Annotated in this window: 13 protein-coding genes; 5 read left to right on the forward strand and 8 right to left on the reverse strand. The window is 69.0% G+C overall.

Going from position 1 to position 15616, the window contains the following annotated elements; all coding sequences use genetic code 11:
• Window positions 1–44 precede the first annotated feature (44 nt).
• The 8 genes from F1735_RS05275 to F1735_RS05310 are packed head-to-tail and all read right to left on the reverse strand — an operon-like array spanning window position 45 to window position 10271.
• Window positions 45–1616 carry a hypothetical protein gene (locus F1735_RS05275; protein ID WP_167235948.1) on the reverse strand — a complete coding sequence of 524 codons (1572 nt, stop codon included), beginning with the start codon at window positions 1614–1616 and terminating at the stop codon, window positions 45–47.
• Window positions 1568–3916 carry a hypothetical protein gene (locus F1735_RS05280; protein ID WP_167235949.1) on the reverse strand — a complete coding sequence of 783 codons (2349 nt, stop codon included), beginning with the start codon at window positions 3914–3916 and terminating at the stop codon, window positions 1568–1570. The genes F1735_RS05275 and F1735_RS05280 overlap by 49 nt, the downstream gene beginning before the upstream one ends.
• Window positions 3917–3926: 10 nt before the next feature.
• Window positions 3927–4910 (reverse strand): hypothetical protein, encoded by a 984-nt coding sequence (locus F1735_RS05285; RefSeq protein ID WP_167235950.1) that lies wholly within the window; start codon window positions 4908–4910, stop codon window positions 3927–3929.
• Window positions 4907–5599, reverse strand: a complete 693-nt coding sequence (locus tag F1735_RS05290; RefSeq protein WP_167235951.1) for a DUF1266 domain-containing protein — start codon at window positions 5597–5599, stop codon at window positions 4907–4909. Before F1735_RS05290 ends, F1735_RS05285 begins: the two co-directional genes overlap by 4 nt.
• Window positions 5596–6690: a hypothetical protein gene (locus F1735_RS05295; protein ID WP_167235952.1), complete on the reverse strand. Its 1095-nt coding sequence runs from the start codon at window positions 6688–6690 to the stop codon at window positions 5596–5598. The genes F1735_RS05290 and F1735_RS05295 overlap by 4 nt, the downstream gene beginning before the upstream one ends.
• Complete coding sequence (locus F1735_RS05300) at window positions 6690–6935, reverse strand: hypothetical protein (RefSeq protein ID WP_167235953.1); 246 nt, start codon at window positions 6933–6935, stop codon at window positions 6690–6692. Before F1735_RS05300 ends, F1735_RS05295 begins: the two co-directional genes overlap by 1 nt.
• Window positions 6922–8016 (reverse strand): hypothetical protein, encoded by a 1095-nt coding sequence (locus F1735_RS05305; protein WP_167235954.1) that lies wholly within the window; start codon window positions 8014–8016, stop codon window positions 6922–6924. Before F1735_RS05305 ends, F1735_RS05300 begins: the two co-directional genes overlap by 14 nt.
• An 8-nt stretch (window positions 8017–8024) precedes the next feature.
• Window positions 8025–10271: a hypothetical protein gene (locus tag F1735_RS05310; protein ID WP_167235955.1), complete on the reverse strand. Its 2247-nt coding sequence runs from the start codon at window positions 10269–10271 to the stop codon at window positions 8025–8027.
• Between the two features lie 187 nt (window positions 10272–10458).
• On the opposite strand from F1735_RS05310, the gene F1735_RS05315 reads away from it, so the two are divergent.
• The 5 genes from F1735_RS05315 (at window position 10459) to F1735_RS05335 (ending at window position 15595) form a co-directional block, all read left to right on the forward strand.
• Window positions 10459–10878: a hypothetical protein gene (locus F1735_RS05315; RefSeq protein ID WP_167235956.1), complete on the forward strand. Its 420-nt coding sequence runs from the start codon at window positions 10459–10461 to the stop codon at window positions 10876–10878.
• 98 nt (window positions 10879–10976) lie between these two features.
• Window positions 10977–11735, forward strand: a complete 759-nt coding sequence (locus F1735_RS05320; RefSeq protein ID WP_167235957.1) for a 3-hydroxyacyl-CoA dehydrogenase — start codon at window positions 10977–10979, stop codon at window positions 11733–11735.
• A gap of 75 nt (window positions 11736–11810) precedes the next feature.
• Window positions 11811–13586: a gamma-glutamyltransferase gene (ggt, locus tag F1735_RS05325; protein ID WP_167235958.1), complete on the forward strand. Its 1776-nt coding sequence runs from the start codon at window positions 11811–11813 to the stop codon at window positions 13584–13586.
• Between the two features lie 82 nt (window positions 13587–13668).
• On the forward strand, window positions 13669–14838 hold the full coding sequence (locus tag F1735_RS05330) for a patatin-like phospholipase family protein (RefSeq protein WP_167235959.1): 1170 nt from the start codon (window positions 13669–13671) through the stop codon (window positions 14836–14838).
• A gap of 34 nt (window positions 14839–14872) precedes the next feature.
• Window positions 14873–15595 (forward strand): response regulator, encoded by a 723-nt coding sequence (locus tag F1735_RS05335; RefSeq protein ID WP_167235960.1) that lies wholly within the window; start codon window positions 14873–14875, stop codon window positions 15593–15595.
• Window positions 15596–15616 lie beyond the last annotated feature (21 nt).

Below are 15616 nucleotides of genomic sequence, written 5' to 3' on the forward strand. Positions count from 1 at the left end.
TCCTTTTTATGCGTGAATAGTACCGCAGGAAACTGACCAAGCGCTTACTCCAGGCGCGCGCGCCAGCGCCCGGCTTCGTCGTCGCGGCCAAGCGCGCGCAGGGCGTCGGCCACGCGCCCGAGGTAGCCGGCCGGCCGGTCAAGCGAGGGATGGCTGCCCGCAAAGTCCCACAGGCGCTGCGCGGCGTCGACGATGCCGGCGCCGTCGGCGGCGTCGAGATGGTATTGCAGCAGGCCTTCATGCTGCTCCCCGAACGGGATCACCGCCAGGCCTTTTTCGTGCAGCAGCGGGATGCGCGCGTCAAGCGGGTCCAGCGCGCGGTACCGGTTCGCCAGCTTGCAGCACAGGATGGCGTAAAGACGGATGTCGGCGTCGCGGAACATGCCGGCGCCGGTCCCGAAAAAACGCTCGAACTGCACCAGCGCCTGTTCGTCGTAGCGCGTGGCCAGCGCCGCGACCACATCATGCGGCCAGGGTTCGTGCGCCGGCAACTGCTGTTGCGTCTCTTGCGTCAGCTGCATGGCGATGCCGCAGCACCAGCCGGCGCTGGGCGAATCGATGAAGGGCAGGGCCAGCGCCTGCGCCGCGCCATGCACGCGCATGCGGCACAGCCACAGCTTCGGCACCACATCCGAATTGGCCAGGGCCGGATCGCGCACCGCCGCTTCCAGCAGGGGCAGGGCGCGCGCCGCGTCCTCTTGCGCGAACAGGTGCAGGCCCTGCACCGCGTCGATGGCCGGGTGGCCTGGCGCGCGCTCGCGCGCCAGTTGCAGGTACGCGGCATGTGCGGCCGACGGCGCGTCGCGGCCGGCGGCATAGGCCAGGCTCAGCGGCCAGTACGGGCTGGGCGAACTCCCCAGGTCGACCTGCTCCTGCGCCAGCGAGCGGCCGCGCACGGACGAGGCCGGGCGCTCGTTGAAGACCGACTCGAACGCCAGCGCCGCCGCCTCGTCGGTGCGGCCGGCGTCCATCAGCCAGTCGAGCAGCACGGCGTTGCTACTGTCGTCGTTGTCGGTGTAGGTGCCGTAGCGGCCTTGTTGTGCCCAGGCGATGGCAAGCTCGAGCCGGCCGAGCCGGAATTGCGCATTCGCTTCGAGCCGCGCGATGCGGATCTCGAGATCGCGCCGGTTCGCTGGCGCCATGCCGGCCGGCCGCAGCGCGCGGATATGCGCCGCCACGACATCCATGCACTCCGGCGCCAGGCGCGCCAGGTCGCGCGCCAGCGTCAGGCAATCGTTCCATGCCAGCGCGCCGCCGTCGTCGAGCATCTGGCGCAGCGCCGCCATCCCTTCGGCCTGGGCCTGCCCGCTGTCGCCCTCGCGCAGATAACTGCGTCCGCGCAGGATGGCCAGCTGCGCGCCGTCCCAGGCGCGAAATTGGGCGCGTTGCGGATCGGCCAGGCGCAGCGCGTACTGCGCGTCCAGGCAGCGGCGCTGGAGTGCGAACGCGCCAGCCTCGCCGCCCTGGTCGATCAGGCGCTGCCAGCGCTCGTCCACGTCGCGGTACTGCGGCGTGCGCGTGAGCGCATCGGCGGCCGCTTCGAGCGAGCGCACGGTCGGCGCCATCGTCACCAGCGCTTCCACCACGGCCGCGCGGTGGCCGCCGCGCTGGCGCATGTGGCGATGCCGTCAACGATGTCCGCACGCAGCGAAGCATGCCACGTCAGGCCCGGCCGGATATGGTGCGCCGTGCGCGACAGATTGGCCTGGAAGCGTTCGAACTGCGCCATCGTGCCGCTCGCCGTGTGGCGTGCTTCACTTGCCGCGAGCTGGTCCAGCGCCTCCATGTACAGCGCGTGCGCGCGTTCGGGCTGGCCGGCGGTGTGCAGCGCGTGCGCCGCAATCCGGCTGGTGCCGGCCACGGCGGCCGCCCGTACCGCCGGCAGCAAGGCGTCCAGGCGCGGCAAGGCGTCTGCCGGTTGCGTATGCATCATCGACGACAATACCTCGACCAGCGTGCCCAGGTAGGCTTTTTCGAGCATGGCGCGGGTCTGCGCGTGCGCATCGCGCCACCATTGTTCCAGCCGCTCGAGCCAGATGGGAATATCGGCCTCGCGCCCCAGGCGGTGCAGGGCCGCGCAGACAGCGCCCACGTACATGGCCGGGTGGTGCTGGGTGTCGCCATTCTCGGCCGCGCTGTGCCACAGCATCTCGGCGCTGTCGACGACGCCCGCATCGTTGCGGTCCATCCGGTGGCAGCTCAGGATGCCGTCGTAGTGGTGCGGCAGCGCACTGGCGTCAATCCCTTTGTAATGCAGCGCGAGCGCGCCCGCAGTGTCGCCCAGGTTGTCGCGGTAGTAAACGGCCAGGTTATTGCACAGCATTGCACAGGCGGGCGCGAAGCCATCGCCGCTATGGCCGGTGGCGCCGGCGAGGTAGGCGTCGAAGCGCGCCAGTCCCAGGTTGTAGTAGCGGGCGGCAAACGCCGCCGCCGCTTCCTTGGGATTGTGTACCTGTCCCTGCAGATGTTCGCCGAACAGGCTCTCGAGATGCACGCCGGTCTCGTAGCAGGCGTGCGCGCCCGCCGCCGGCACGAACGGCATCGCCAGCGCGGCCAGCGCGCCGTGCAGGTGGATGCGCGCCAGCGACAGCTTGACCACCAGATCCAATTTCGCCAGCGAGGCGTCGCGCACAGCCGCTTCCAGCAGCGGCACGGCGCGCCGGGAGTCGCCCGCCGCTTTGAGCAGGTACAAGCCTTCGACCGCGTCGATGGCCGGATGCGCCGGTGCGAGCGCGCGCGCCAGCGCCAGCTGGCGGCCCACATACGGGGCCTCGTCCTCGCCTTCGCGCACGCCGGCGCCGGCCTCGGTCATGCCGGCGCAGGCCAGCGCAAGCTGCCAGTAAGGCTGGCCGTCCAGGCCTTCGGCGAGCGCCTGCCTGGTCGCGCCCAGGGCGTGCGTCCCGGTGCTCTCTAGTTCATGGTAGACGATATCGAAAGCGAGCCTGGCGGCGTCGGCGTGGCGGCCCGCCTCGAACAGCCATTCGAGCATGAGGCCGCTGTAGCGGTCGTCCTTGTCGCCCGTGATGACGGTGCGCGCCAGGGCCATCTTGTCGAGCGCCTGCGCTAGCGCACCCTGGCGCCGCAGTGCCAGTGCTTCGAGCCGGGCGACGCGCACATCGATGTCGCGCCGGGCGAACATCACCAGGTCAGCGGGAATGCGCGCGCGCGCCTGGCGCACGATGGCGTCGATCGCCTCGGGTACGATCTCGACCAGTGAGTGACCGAGGCTTAGCCAATCACCATGAGCGATCTCCTGGTCGGCGCCGGCGCTGGCCAGGACCTCGATGGCGCGCGTACCGAACTGCCTGGCCTCCTCCTCACGACCTTCCAGCGTGAAGCTGTGCGCGGTGCTGATGGCCAGCAGCGTGTCGTCCCAGGCCTGCAAGCGCGCACGTGCCGGGTTGGCCCGCGCCAGCGCATGACGTCCCAGCGCGCAGCGGCGCGCCAGCTCGTATGCGCCGGCGTCCACGCTTTGGTCGGCCAGCTGTCCCCAGGCCTGTTCGTACTGCAGGCCGGCGGGCAGGGCGGACAGCAGCGCATACGCGGCTTCCAGGCCGGCGCAAAACGCGGCATGCTCGCCCAGCGCGTGCAGCGGCTCCATGCGAAAGAAAGCCAGGTTCAGCGGCCATCTGCCACGTTCGTCCTCGGGCAGCGCTTCGGCCAGCTGGACGCCATCGGTGTCGATCACGCGCAGGGCCGCGAGCGGTTCGCCCGCGCCCAGCCACAGGCTGTACAGGCGGCGTACGTTGGACAGCGTGTCGGCGCGGTAGCGCCCCGCGTCCATCATGGACTTGAGGCTGGCGCGGATCAGCGCGGGATCGATCCCGGCTTCCTGCTGCTGCGCGAGCGCGGCTTCGGCCTGGTCCAGGAAAGCGTCCAGACGGCTGGCGCTGATGGCATCGGGATGACTGCTCATGGTATCGACATCAGATTGGATGATAAAAGGCACCGTTCGCCACGGTAAAATCGTCCTGCGCATAGAAGTCGTCGCGCTCGTACTGCCCGCCCATTGCGCGGGCTTCGGCGAACAACTGGCGGGCGCGCGCGATGTCTTTGGCGACGCCCGGCGCACCGGTGGCGTACACCGACGCCAGGTTGTGCGCCGCGCAGGCGTCGCCGAGGACTTTGGCTTTTTCCAGCAAAATGACGGCCTCGTTGCCGCTGTGTTGCACGCCTTGGCCGAGGTAATGCAGCGCGCCCAGAAGTCCGAGCGCGGCAGCGCTGTGTGCCGCAGCCAGGGGCGTCAGCACGGCGAGTGCTTTGTCGATTGCCCGGTTGATGATCAGATCGATGGCTGCAGCGAGCGTGGCATGATCGGGATCCTGCCGCCTGGCGTGAAGCATGGCGTAAAGCGCTGCCATGCGAGAGTTCAGGGTCCACAGTTCGGCCCATGCGAAATCACCCTCCGCATTGTGAAATCGATATACGTGGGAGCGCCCGGAATGCCAGCCGCTGCCGATCGGAAAGCCCTGAAATTCAATCGGGCTGTCCCAACAGGCGTCGTGCACGATCGGCGTTTGCCATTGATTCGGGTCGATCGGCGTAAACCGGGTGCTTGCGCATACCAGGCATCGGGGTGGTGTTTTGCGATTGGAGAGCTTATGGTAAAGCCAGCGGAAATCGTCTTCTTCGATGTCCAGCAAGTCGTCCTCGATGCCCAGGGAGCCGCTGCGATTGGCCCTGCGCCGCAAGCTGGCGGCCGTATCGAACTCGCGTCGACTGGGAATGCGCTCGATCCAGGACGCGCTATTGCAGTCGTGACACCAGGCGGGCAGCAGCAGCATCTCGCTGAAATGGATGGTGGAACGCCCCCCGGCCTCCGGCAAATCGGTGTACGAGCGCGCGAGCGGCGGAAACGCAAACTCCTGCGCGCAGCCGGTGCATTTCATCGGATTGTAATAGATGGTCATGGCGTGGCCGGCGCCTCGAACAGCACCGGGCCGTGCCAAGGCATGCGGCGCCACGGGTGGCTGCGCGAGCCCAGCCACTGCGCGAGTTTGGCCTCGTCGAATGCCACGCCGAGACTGTCGGCGCGCGCGCCGGCGATCCATTGCTGGCGCCCGCGCGCGAGTGCGACGCCGAACTCCTGCCAGCTGCCGAAGCAATCGCTGGCGCGCTGCGCGTTCTGGTACAGCACTTCCCATTGCAGCGCCGGGTCGAGCCAGCCGAGCAAGGTTGCGCTGCGCACCGCAAAGGCCACCCGTGCCGAGGCGAACGCCATCGCCGCGCGCGGATCGTCATCGAGGCGCAGGCGATCGAGATCGATGCGGAACCACTGCCGCCGCAGCAGGTCGGGCAGCGCGGCGCGGATCGTGGCGTCGTCGATGTTGGCGCGCAGGCCGAGGATGTGCAGCAGGCTGGCGCGCAGTACTTGCGCCTGCTGCGGCGTGGGCGCCGGCGCTTTCGGGTTGGCGTAGGCGGCCATGTCGCGCGCCTGCGCAATCGGGTGCGCCAGCGCCAGCGCGCGGTTCTGGCGCGCGTCGAACTTGTAGCGCAGCTTGACGCTGCCCGGTTTTTTGGGCGGGCGGCTTGTAAACAGGTGTGCGATCCCGGCGTAGATCGCCCACCCGAACAGGGCAACGAAGGCCAGCGTGATCATCGCGCGCTCCTGAGCGCGTGCGCCACGCCCGGGTGCAGCGCGAGACCCTGCAATTGCTCGGGCGCGCGCGCGGCGGCGATCCACTGGGCCAGCACCGACGGCGCCGCCAGGCGCGGGAACAGGGCGGGGAAGTGCTGGGCGACGAACAACTGGTCGGCCTCGTCGCGCGCATCGTCCACCATCGCCCAGCCCGAGGGCAGGCGCACCATGCCCATCGAGAGCGCGTCCGGCGGCGTATGGATGTCGCTGTCGACACCACGCAAAAACGCCAGCAGCTCGCCGTGGAAACGCTCCACCGGCGGCCGATTGAGCTTGCCCTTGATCTGGTCGAAGCGCAGGCGGCCGTCATCGACGACGTGGGCGCTGATGGTGATATGCGCATGGCCGTTGCCGCTGCGGTAGCTGAACAGGCGCATCTGGCCCGCTTCGCAGGCCGCCGCGTAGTGTTCGCCGTAGCCGCCGCGCAGGCTGCGCCGGTCGCTGAACTGGCCCAGGCAGTGGCGCATCACCTGGCTTTCGAAGGCCATCTCTTCGCGCAACTGCGGGCTCGATGGCAGCAGCTCGACCACGCTGCCGGCTTCGCCCTGCCAGCGCGTGGCCACCGCGGCCGGCTGGTGTTCGCGCCAGCCGGCCGCGCTCTTCGCTTCGAACGCGGCGTGTTCGGCGCTCCACAGCGCCAAGGCCTGGCGGCAGTTGACGCGCTGTAGCTTGCCCTCGAGCGCGGTGCCCTGGCGCGCACCCAAAAATTCGACCAGCTTCGCTTCCATCGCAAGCAGCTCGGGGCCGTCGGGCGCGAGCCACCACATGGCCTCGCCCGCGTCCTTGCCCAGGCGCGCCGTCACCCATTGGGGCACGGCGGCCGGTGCGAACAGGGCGCGCGCCTGCTCGCTTGAAGCGATGCGCGCCAGCGCCGGTTCGGGCGCCTCCAGATTGCCGACCGCGTAGCGGAAGAAGTGATTGGCCAGCCACTCGGCCACCTCGGGCGTATCGCCGCGCTGCGCGCTGCGTCGGGCGATGGCGTCTTTGAGCGCCGGGGCGTTGACCACGTCGCGCGCGCCGTAGGCGCTGGTTTTCGATTGGGGCGTCGCCATCACCACACCTTCCACCAGGGCTTGGCCTGGCCGTCCGGGCGCCGGCACTGGTCGAGTCCCGCGAGGATCGACGCGCGCTGCGCTTCGTGCCAGGCATTGCCCGCGACCACGTGAGCGAGCGCCTCCAGGTACAGCGGTTCGGCGCGCGCGAGCTGGCCGGCGCTGCGCAGGGCATGCGCCGCTGTGCCGCACATGATCGGACAGGCCGCCGCCACTGCCGGCAGCATGGGGTCAAGGCGCAGCATGGCGTCGCCCGGCTGCGTATGCGCCATGAAAGAGAGCACCGATACCAGGGCCCCCATGCAGGTCTGCTGATGCGTGGAGCGCTGCTTGTGGTCCAGGCGGGCCCACCACTCGTCGAGCCGCTGCAGCCAGATGGCGATATCGGCGTTGCGCCTTCTGCAGCCAGTCGAGCAGGGCGGCGTTGCAACGGTCATCCGTGTCCTCGGCCAGGACGATCCGTCCCAGCCGCATCCTGGCAAGCGCCTGGGCGAACTGGCCCAGGTGGTGCAGGCCCAGTGCGTCGAGGCGCGCGATGAGCACGTCGATCTCGCGCAGCCTGAACACCCCACTGTCTGCCGGAATGCGCGCGCGCGCCTGCGCCACGATGCCGGCGACGGCGTCCGGTACGATCTCTGCGAGCAGGTAGCCGAGCCGGATCCATTCATCGTGGTCGATATGCTGGTCGGCGCCGGCGCGGCTGTCGATGGCGCGCCGCGCGGCCAGCCTGGCGCGCGCCTGGCCGCCTTCGTGCCAGAAGCTGACGGCCTGGCGCCGTGCAAGCCTGGCGTCGTTCCAGGCGTGCTGGGTAGCCCGTGTGGGGTCGGCGGCGACGCGGGCGTGCCAGGCCTCGGCACTGCGGCGCACCAGCGCGTACGCGCCCGCTTCCCGTATTTTCTCGTCGAGATGTGCCCAGGCGCTGACGTGATTCGGCGAGTCCGGCAGTGACGCCAGCAAGGTCACGGCGGCGTCGAGCGCCGCGTGCAGGGCGGCGGCGTCACCCTGCGCGATGTGCGCATCGATGCCCCACATGGCCAGGCTGATATGCCATTGCGCCTGTTCGGCCTGCGGCATCGCGGCGACCACATCGCGCCCGTCGCCTTCAAGCAGGCGCAGTCCGGCAAGCGGGTTGCGCGCGCGCAGCCACAGCTGGAACAGGCGGTGGACGCTGCCCATGCTGTCGGCGCGCAAGCGCTGGCGCCGCATGGCGCTCTTGAGGCCCGCGTCGATCAGTTCCGGGCCGGGTCCGGCCCTGGCCTGCTGTTCGAGGGCGGCTTCGGTCTGGTCGAGGTAGGCGTCGAGCCCGGTGGCGCTGAGAATGGTCATGTGTCAGCTTACCAGAGCTTCCACCAGGGCTTGGCCTCGCGTTGCAGGCGCTTGCATTCTTCGAGGTTCTGGAGGATCGCCGCGCGCTGCGACTCATGCCAGTCGTCGCCCGACTTGATGTAGCGCAGGCCATCCCGGTACATCGCTTGCGAGCGTTCGAACTGGCCCAGGCTGCGCAGCGTGTCGGCCGCGATGCGGCTGGTGTAGGGCGAGCCGGCGCCAGGCACCGACGGCAGCACGCTTTCCAGGCGCAGCACGGCGTCGTCCGGCTGCGTCTGCGCCATGTAGTACAGCACCGAGACCAGCGCGCGCGTGTAGTTGTTCTGGTTGTCCGCGCGCTCGTCCTGGCCGACGCCGGCCCACCAGTCGTCCAGGCGCTGCAGCCAGATGGCGATGTCGGTGTCGCGCCCGAGCCGGTGCAGGGCGGCGGCGGCATCGTCCACGTAGTCGGTCGGATCGTGCCGGCTGTAGCCGTGGTCCGCCGAGAAGTGCCACAGATGCTCGGCGCTGTCGACCACGGCGCTGTCGTTGCCGAGCTTCTGGTGGCTGCGCATCACGCCCTCGAAGTGTTCCGAAAACGGGCTGGCGGCGATGCCTTTGTGGTGCAGGGCCAGCGCCGCGGCGGCATCGGATTTGTGGTAGCGGTAGTGGATCGCCAGGTTATTGCACAACATCGAGTAGACGTGCGCGTCCCCGTCGCCCGGATGGCCTTGGCCGCTGGCGACAAACGCTTCGAAGCATGCCAGGCCGGCCTGGTAGTAGCGCGCGCCGAGCGCCTTCGCCTGTTGTTGCGGTACCGTCAGGTCCTCGGGCAGCGCATCGTCGAGCTCGGAGCCGAGCATCACGCCGATGTTGTAGCAGGACAGGCCGTTCGACGCCGGCACGAACGGCATGGCCAGCGCGGCCTGGACGCCATGCACGCGGATGCGCGCCACGATGAGCTTGAAGACGACGCTCGACTGCATCAGCGACGGGTCGCGCGCCGCCGATTCCAGCAAGGGCAAGGCGCGCGGGTAGTCTTGCGCCGATGCGATCAGCCACAGTGCTTCGACCGCGTCGGCGGCGGGGGGCGCGCCGCCCCCGGCGCGTGCCAGCGCCAGATGGCGGCCGATGTAGCCGCCCTGGTCTTCGTTGCCGCGCACCCCGCTGGTGGCGTCGGACATGGCGGCGCAGGCCAGTGCCAGATGCCAGTATGGCTGGTGCGGCGTGCCGTCGGCGGCGGCGCGCAGCGCCGCGCCTGCCGCATGCGGCGCTGATATCCGGCGCTCGTACAAGACCGATTCGAAGGCCAGGCGCGCCGCCACGTCGTGCCGCCCCGCTTCCAGCAGCCAGTCGAGCATGAGGGCGCCGATGTGATCGCCCTCATCGTCGAGCAGGGTGACACGCCCCAGTTCCAGCCTGGCCAGCGCCTGGTCGAGCGCGCCTTGCTGGTGCAGGGCGCGCGCTTCCAGGCGCGCGATGCGCACATCGATATTGCGGCGCGGGAAAAACACGGTCGCCGCCGGGATGCGCGCGCGCACCTGCGCCACGATGCCCGCGACCGCGTCGGGCAGGACCCCCACCAGCGCATTGCCGGCGCGCAGCCAGTCGTGATGGTCGATATCCTGGTCCGGCGCGGCCCCGGCCAGGATGCCGATGGCGCGTTCGCCGGCCTGCCGCGCCAAGGTCGCGTCGCCTTCCAGCGCGAAGCTGTGCGACTGGCGGATGGCCAGTTGCGCATCGTCCCAGGCGCGGTAAGCCGCGCGCTCCGGGTCGGCGCGCTGCAAGGCGTTGCGCGCTTCGGCGCAGCGGCGCGTGACGGCGTGTACGCCGAAGCCCGCGCTTTCCTCTTCCAGGTATGCCCAGGCGCGGTCGTATGCTAGCGATTCCGGCAACGATACCAGCAGCGCCAGCACATCCTCGAAGGCGGCCTGGACGGCGCCGCGATCGCCCTGCGCGATCCGCGCTTCCACGCGCCAGATGGCCGCGCTGACCTGCCATGCGGGCCGTTCGGCGCCCGGCAGGGCGGCCAGCACCGCGCGGCCGTCGCCGTCGAGCAGGCGCAGGCCGGCCGCCGGGTCGCGCGCGCGTATCCACAAGCGGAACAGGCGGCGCACGCCACCCATGGTGTCGGCATGGAAGTGCTGGCTCTCGAGCGCGGTTTTCAGGCCGGCGCCGATCAATTCCGGGTCGAGCTCGGCCTCCACCTGCTGTTCGAGGGCGGCTTCGGTCTGGTCGAGGTAGGCGTCGAGCTGGCTGGCGCTGAGGATATTCATGTGTGGTATGCCGGTTGTGCGGTCGGAAGGGAACCGTCAATTATCGTCTTAATAACACTACTGGTCAATAATAAATATTGCTTCGATATACATAAAGCGTGCCGGCGCCGGCACGCCCGGCGGGCGCCATGATCCTGTCAAAAATGGTAGTCTGGCCGCATCAATGAACCTCATGCGAGGTGACATCATGTTTATGCTGAAAATTGCCGTGCTGCTGGCGGCATTCCTGGCCGCCGGCGACGCGGTGGCGCAGAAAGATGTCGCGCCGCTCTCGCCCGCGGCCCGGATCAAGGCTCACCCGGGCAAGAGCGCGCTGCCCAGGCCTGCGCCGCCCAAGCGACGCGCCGTGCGCCAGATCGTCGACGGCATGCCCGCCCACGGCCCGCGCCTGGATGCGCCGCCGGCGCTGCCGCCGGGCCCCCGGCCGCTGCCGTCGACGCTGGCGCCGCCGGCCATCGCGCCGCCGCCGGCCGTCATCAGCGGCTGCGACGCCGGCGGCTGCACCGATGTGAATGGGGTCCGCTACAACGGCGCCGCCGGCAACAGCGTGATCGGTCCGCAAGGACGCTCCTGCACCAACAATGGCGTTGTGGTTCAGTGCTTTTAATGCGGCGCGACTGGTGTTTTGCGCGAAAAGTTCGCTACAATCCGGGTACTTGACGTTTACGTAAACGTCAAAAGAACCGATAAGAGAAAGAGGACACCATGCAAATTCAGGACAATGTATTCATCATCACGGGCGGCGCATCGGGTCTGGGCGCGGCGACGGCGCGCATGATCACCGAGGCCGGCGGCAAAGTAGTGCTGGCCGACGTGCAGGTCGAGGCGGGCGAAGCGCTGGCCGCTGAACTGAAGGGCAAGTTCGTCAAGTGCGACGTCACGCTGGAGGCCGACGGCCAGGCTGTCGTCGCCGCCGCGCTCGCCATGGGCACCCTGCGTGGCCTGGTCAACTGCGCCGGCGTCGCCCCCGCGGTCAAGACCGTGGGCAAGGACGGCCCGCATCCGCTGGAAGTGTTCCAGCGCACCGTCAACATCAACCTGGTCGGCACCTTCAATATGGCGCGCCTGGCCGCTGACGCCATGGGCAAGACCGAAGCGCTCGATTCGGGCGAGCGCGGCATCATCATCAATACCGCGTCGGTGGCGGCGTTCGACGGCCAGATCGGCCAGGCGGCCTACGCCTCGTCCAAGGCGGCGGTGGCCGGCATGACCTTGCCGATGGCGCGCGACCTGGCCCGCAGCGGCGTGCGCGTGATGACCATCGCCCCCGGCATTTTCGAAACCCCGATGCTGATGGGGATGCCGGACGAGGTGCGCGGCGCGCTGGGCAACATGGTGCCGTTCCCGCAGCGTCTCGGCCGTCCCGCCGAATACGCGCACCTGGCCCGCGCCATCATCGAAAACACCATGCTCAATGGCGAAACCATCCGTCTTGACGGCGCGATCCGCATGCAGCCCAAGTAATTCATTTACTGTACGATAGCGGGATCGAACGCGCGGCTCCAGTGCAGGAGTCGCGCGTTTCTCATTGGAGAATCCATGCTCAGCTTGAAGTACCTTCCGTTCGCGCTGCTGTTGTCCGGCGCCCCCGTATTCGCCCAGGACGGCGCCGTGCGCCCGGCCGAGGCGCCCGAAATCCACACCGGCTATGCCGACAAGGCCGGCTGGGCCGCCAGGAAATTCATGGTCGCCGCAGCCAATCCGCTGGCGGTCGACGCCGGCTACCAGATATTGCGCCGTGGCGGCAGCGCCATCGACGCGGCGATTGCCACCCAGTTGATGCTCACCCTGGTCGAGCCGCAATCGTCCGGCATCGGCGGCGGCGCCTTTTTGATGCACTACGACGGCAAGAACGTGCAAGCCTTCGACGGCCGCGAAACCGCGCCCGCCGCCGCCGACGAGCACCTGTTCCAGAACAAGGATGGCACGCCGCTCGCGCGCACCGCCGGCGTGGTGGGCGGCCGTTCGGTCGGCGCCCCCGGCGTGCTGCGCATGCTCGAGATGGCGCACCGCCAGCACGGCAAGCTGCCCTGGAAGGCGCTGTTCGCGCCGGCCATTGCCATGGCCGACAAGGGTTTTCCGGTCAGCCAGCGCTTGAATGGCATGCTGATGTTCGATCAGCACCTGCGCAAGGACCCGGTGGCGGCCGCCTATTTCTATGACAAGGATGGCAAGCCCTGGCCGATCGGCCACCATCTGCGCAACCCGGCGCTGGCGGCCACCTTGCGCGAGATCGCCGCCGGCGGCGCCGATGCTTTCTACAAGGGCCGCATCGCCAAAGACATCGCGGCCAAGGTGGCGGGGCACCCGACCAATCCCGGCCTGTTGACGGCGGCCGATATCGCCGGCTACCAGCCCAAGGTGCGCGCGCCGGTGTGCAGCGACTACCGCGCCTACACGGTGTGCGGCATGCCGCCGCCATCGTCGGGCGGCATTGCCGTGGCGCAGATGCTGGGCATGCTGGAAACCCGCGACATGCGCGCCTACGCGCCGGTTGACGGGGTGCTCGGGTCTGAGGCCGTGCATGTGTTCACCGAAGCCGGGCGCCTGGCCTACGCCGACCGCAATCGCTACGCGGCCGACACCGATTTCGTGCCGCTGCCGGGACGCGGCATTCCCAGCCTGATCGACAAAGCCTACCTGCGCCAGCGCGCCTCGCTGATCGGCGACAAATCGATGGGCACCGCTAGTGCCGGCACGCCGCCGGGCATGGACGTGGCGTGGGGGCTGGACAACGCGATCGAAACGCCCTCGACCTCGCACTTCGTGGTGGTGGACGGCAAAGGCGCCGGCCTGTCGATGACGACCACGGTGGAAGACGCCTTCGGGTCGCGCCAGATGGTCGATGGCTTCATCCTGAATAACCAGCTCACCGATTTTTCCTTCGATTCGGTCGACGCGAGCGGGCCGGTGGCGAACCGGGTGCAGGCCGGAAAACGCCCGCGCAGCGCCATGTCGCCCACCGTCGTATTCGACCGCCAGAGCGGCAAACTGGTGCTGGCGATCGGCTCGCCCGGCGGGCCGGCCATCATCAACTACGTGGCCAAGACCCTGGTCGGCACCCTGGACTGGGGCCTGAACGTGCAGCAGGCCATCAGCCTGCCGAACTTCGGCAGCCGCAACGGCCCGACCGAGCTGGAAACCGGGCGTTTTTCTCCCGCCGTCCAGGAGCAACTCAAGGTGCGCGGCCATACCCTGCGCAGCTACGAGATGACGTCCGGCCTGCACGGCGTGCAGCGCATCCTGATCCACGGCGAACCGTGGTGGTTCGGCGGGGCCGATCCGCGCCGCGAAGGCGTGGCCAAGGGCGACTGAGGGTGAAAGTCAAGCTATTGTAAAAAGTGTACAAGCCCGAAGTTTCTCCCGCAAGGCGGGCAGACCCTGATACGCTTGGCGGATGGAAACAGAACCAAAAACGGGCTTGATCCTCACCGGCGGTGGCGCGCGCGCCGCCTACCAGGTGGGGGTGCTGCAGGCGATCTCGCACATTTTGTGGGAGGCCGGCTGGCGTCCCGCGCGCAATCCCTTCGATATCATCTGCGGCACCTCGGCCGGCGCGATCAACGCCGTGGCCCTGGCCTGCCGCGCCGATAATTTCGGCGAGGGCGTCCAAAAGCTGCTCGACGTGTGGGAAAACTTCCGCGTCGAGCAGGTCTACCGCGCCGATTCGCTGGGTGTGCTGCGCTCGGGCGCGCGCTGGCTCTCGCTGCTCTCGTTCGGCTGGCTGCTGCGCAAATGGCGCGCCGCGCCGCCCGCCTCGCTGCTGGACAACACCCCGCTGGTGGGCCTGTTGCACCGCATGCTCGACCTGCCGCGCCTGGACGCGGCCATGTCCGACGGCCTGCTGCATGCGCTGGCGGTGACCGCCTCGTCCTACACCGCCGGCAACCACATCACCTTTTACCAGACCGCCGCCGACATCGCGCCGTGGGTGCGCATGCAGCGCATCGCCTTGCAGGACCAGATCGGGGTCGAGCATTTGCTGGCGTCGTCGGCGATTCCCTTCATCTTTCCGGCCGTGCCGCTGTACCTGGGCAGCCACCGCGAGTTTTGCGGCGACGGCTCGATGCGCCAGCTCGCGCCGATTTCGCCGGCGATCCACCTGGGGGCGTCGAAGGTGCTGGTGGTGGGCGCCGGTCGCCTGTCCGAGCCGAACCGCGACACGCCCGGCCAGGCGCGCTATCCGAGCCTGGCGCAGATCGCCGGCCACGCCATGTCCTCGATTTTCCTCGACAGCCTGGCGGTCGACATCGAGCGCCTGAACCGCATCAACCTGACCCTGTCGCTGCTGCCCGAGGAGTACCGCAGCAAGATGCCGTTGAAACCGGTGGAGCTGCTGGTGATCGCCCCGTCCGAACGGCTCGACGTGATCGCCAGCCGCCACACGGCCAGCCTGCCGGCGCCGATCCGCACCATGCTCTCGGGGATCGGCGCGACCGAGGCGCGCGGCTCGGCGCTGGCCTCGTACCTGCTGTTCGAATCGAGCTACACCTGTGAACTGATCCAGCTCGGCCAGCGCGACACGCACGCGCGCCGCGCCGATGTGCTGGCCTTTTTTGGCTCCTGAGCCGTTGATGCGGCCCACTGCCACGGAGAACGTCATGAAAGCACTGATTGTCGACGACGACGTCGTCTCGCGCATTGCCCTGATGGACCTGCTGTCGGTGTACGGCATTTTCGACCTGGTCGAAGCCGAAGACGGCGCCGCCGCCTGGGACCTGCTGGCAGCGGGCCTGCATCCGGTGATCGTGTTTTGCGATGTGCGCATGCCGCGCATGTCCGGCATCGCCTTGTTGGAGCGCATGAAGGGCGACCCGCACCTGGCCCAGGTGCCGTTCGTGCTGGTGTCGTCGGCTTCCGACCGCGACACCGTGCTGCAGGCGGTGACCCTGGGCGCGGTCGGCTACATCCTCAAACCGCTGCACGCGGCCGAAGCGCGCGCGCACCTGGAGAAAATCTTCCGCATCACGCTCGACAAACTGGCCGAAGACCCGGCCACCACCATGCGCCGCCTGAACATCGGGCCGGACCGGCTGGCCGCCTACCTGGCCGCGTTCGCCGAGCAGTTGCTGGCCGGGCGCGTCGACATCGTTGCGCTGCTCGACGCCGGCGAGGGCGCCGACGCCCGCCTGCGCATCGATTCGGTGCATACCGGCTGCATGACGCTCGGCCTGTGGCACGTGGCTTCGCAGCTCGACAGCGCGCGCCGCGGCTTGCCCGACGCCCGCACCGTGGCCCTGGTGCTGGGCGAAGTGAGCGAGTCGGTGCGGCTCCAGTTGAGCCGCCTGCGCGCCGGCATGCCCGATGAAGGAGTGCTTGCCTGAACCCGATCCGCCGCCTGCGCG

Origin of the sequence: Massilia genomosp. 1 (assembly GCF_011682185.1) — a bacterium.
Classification (GTDB): Bacteria; Pseudomonadota; Gammaproteobacteria; order Burkholderiales; family Burkholderiaceae_D; genus Telluria_A; species Telluria_A rubra.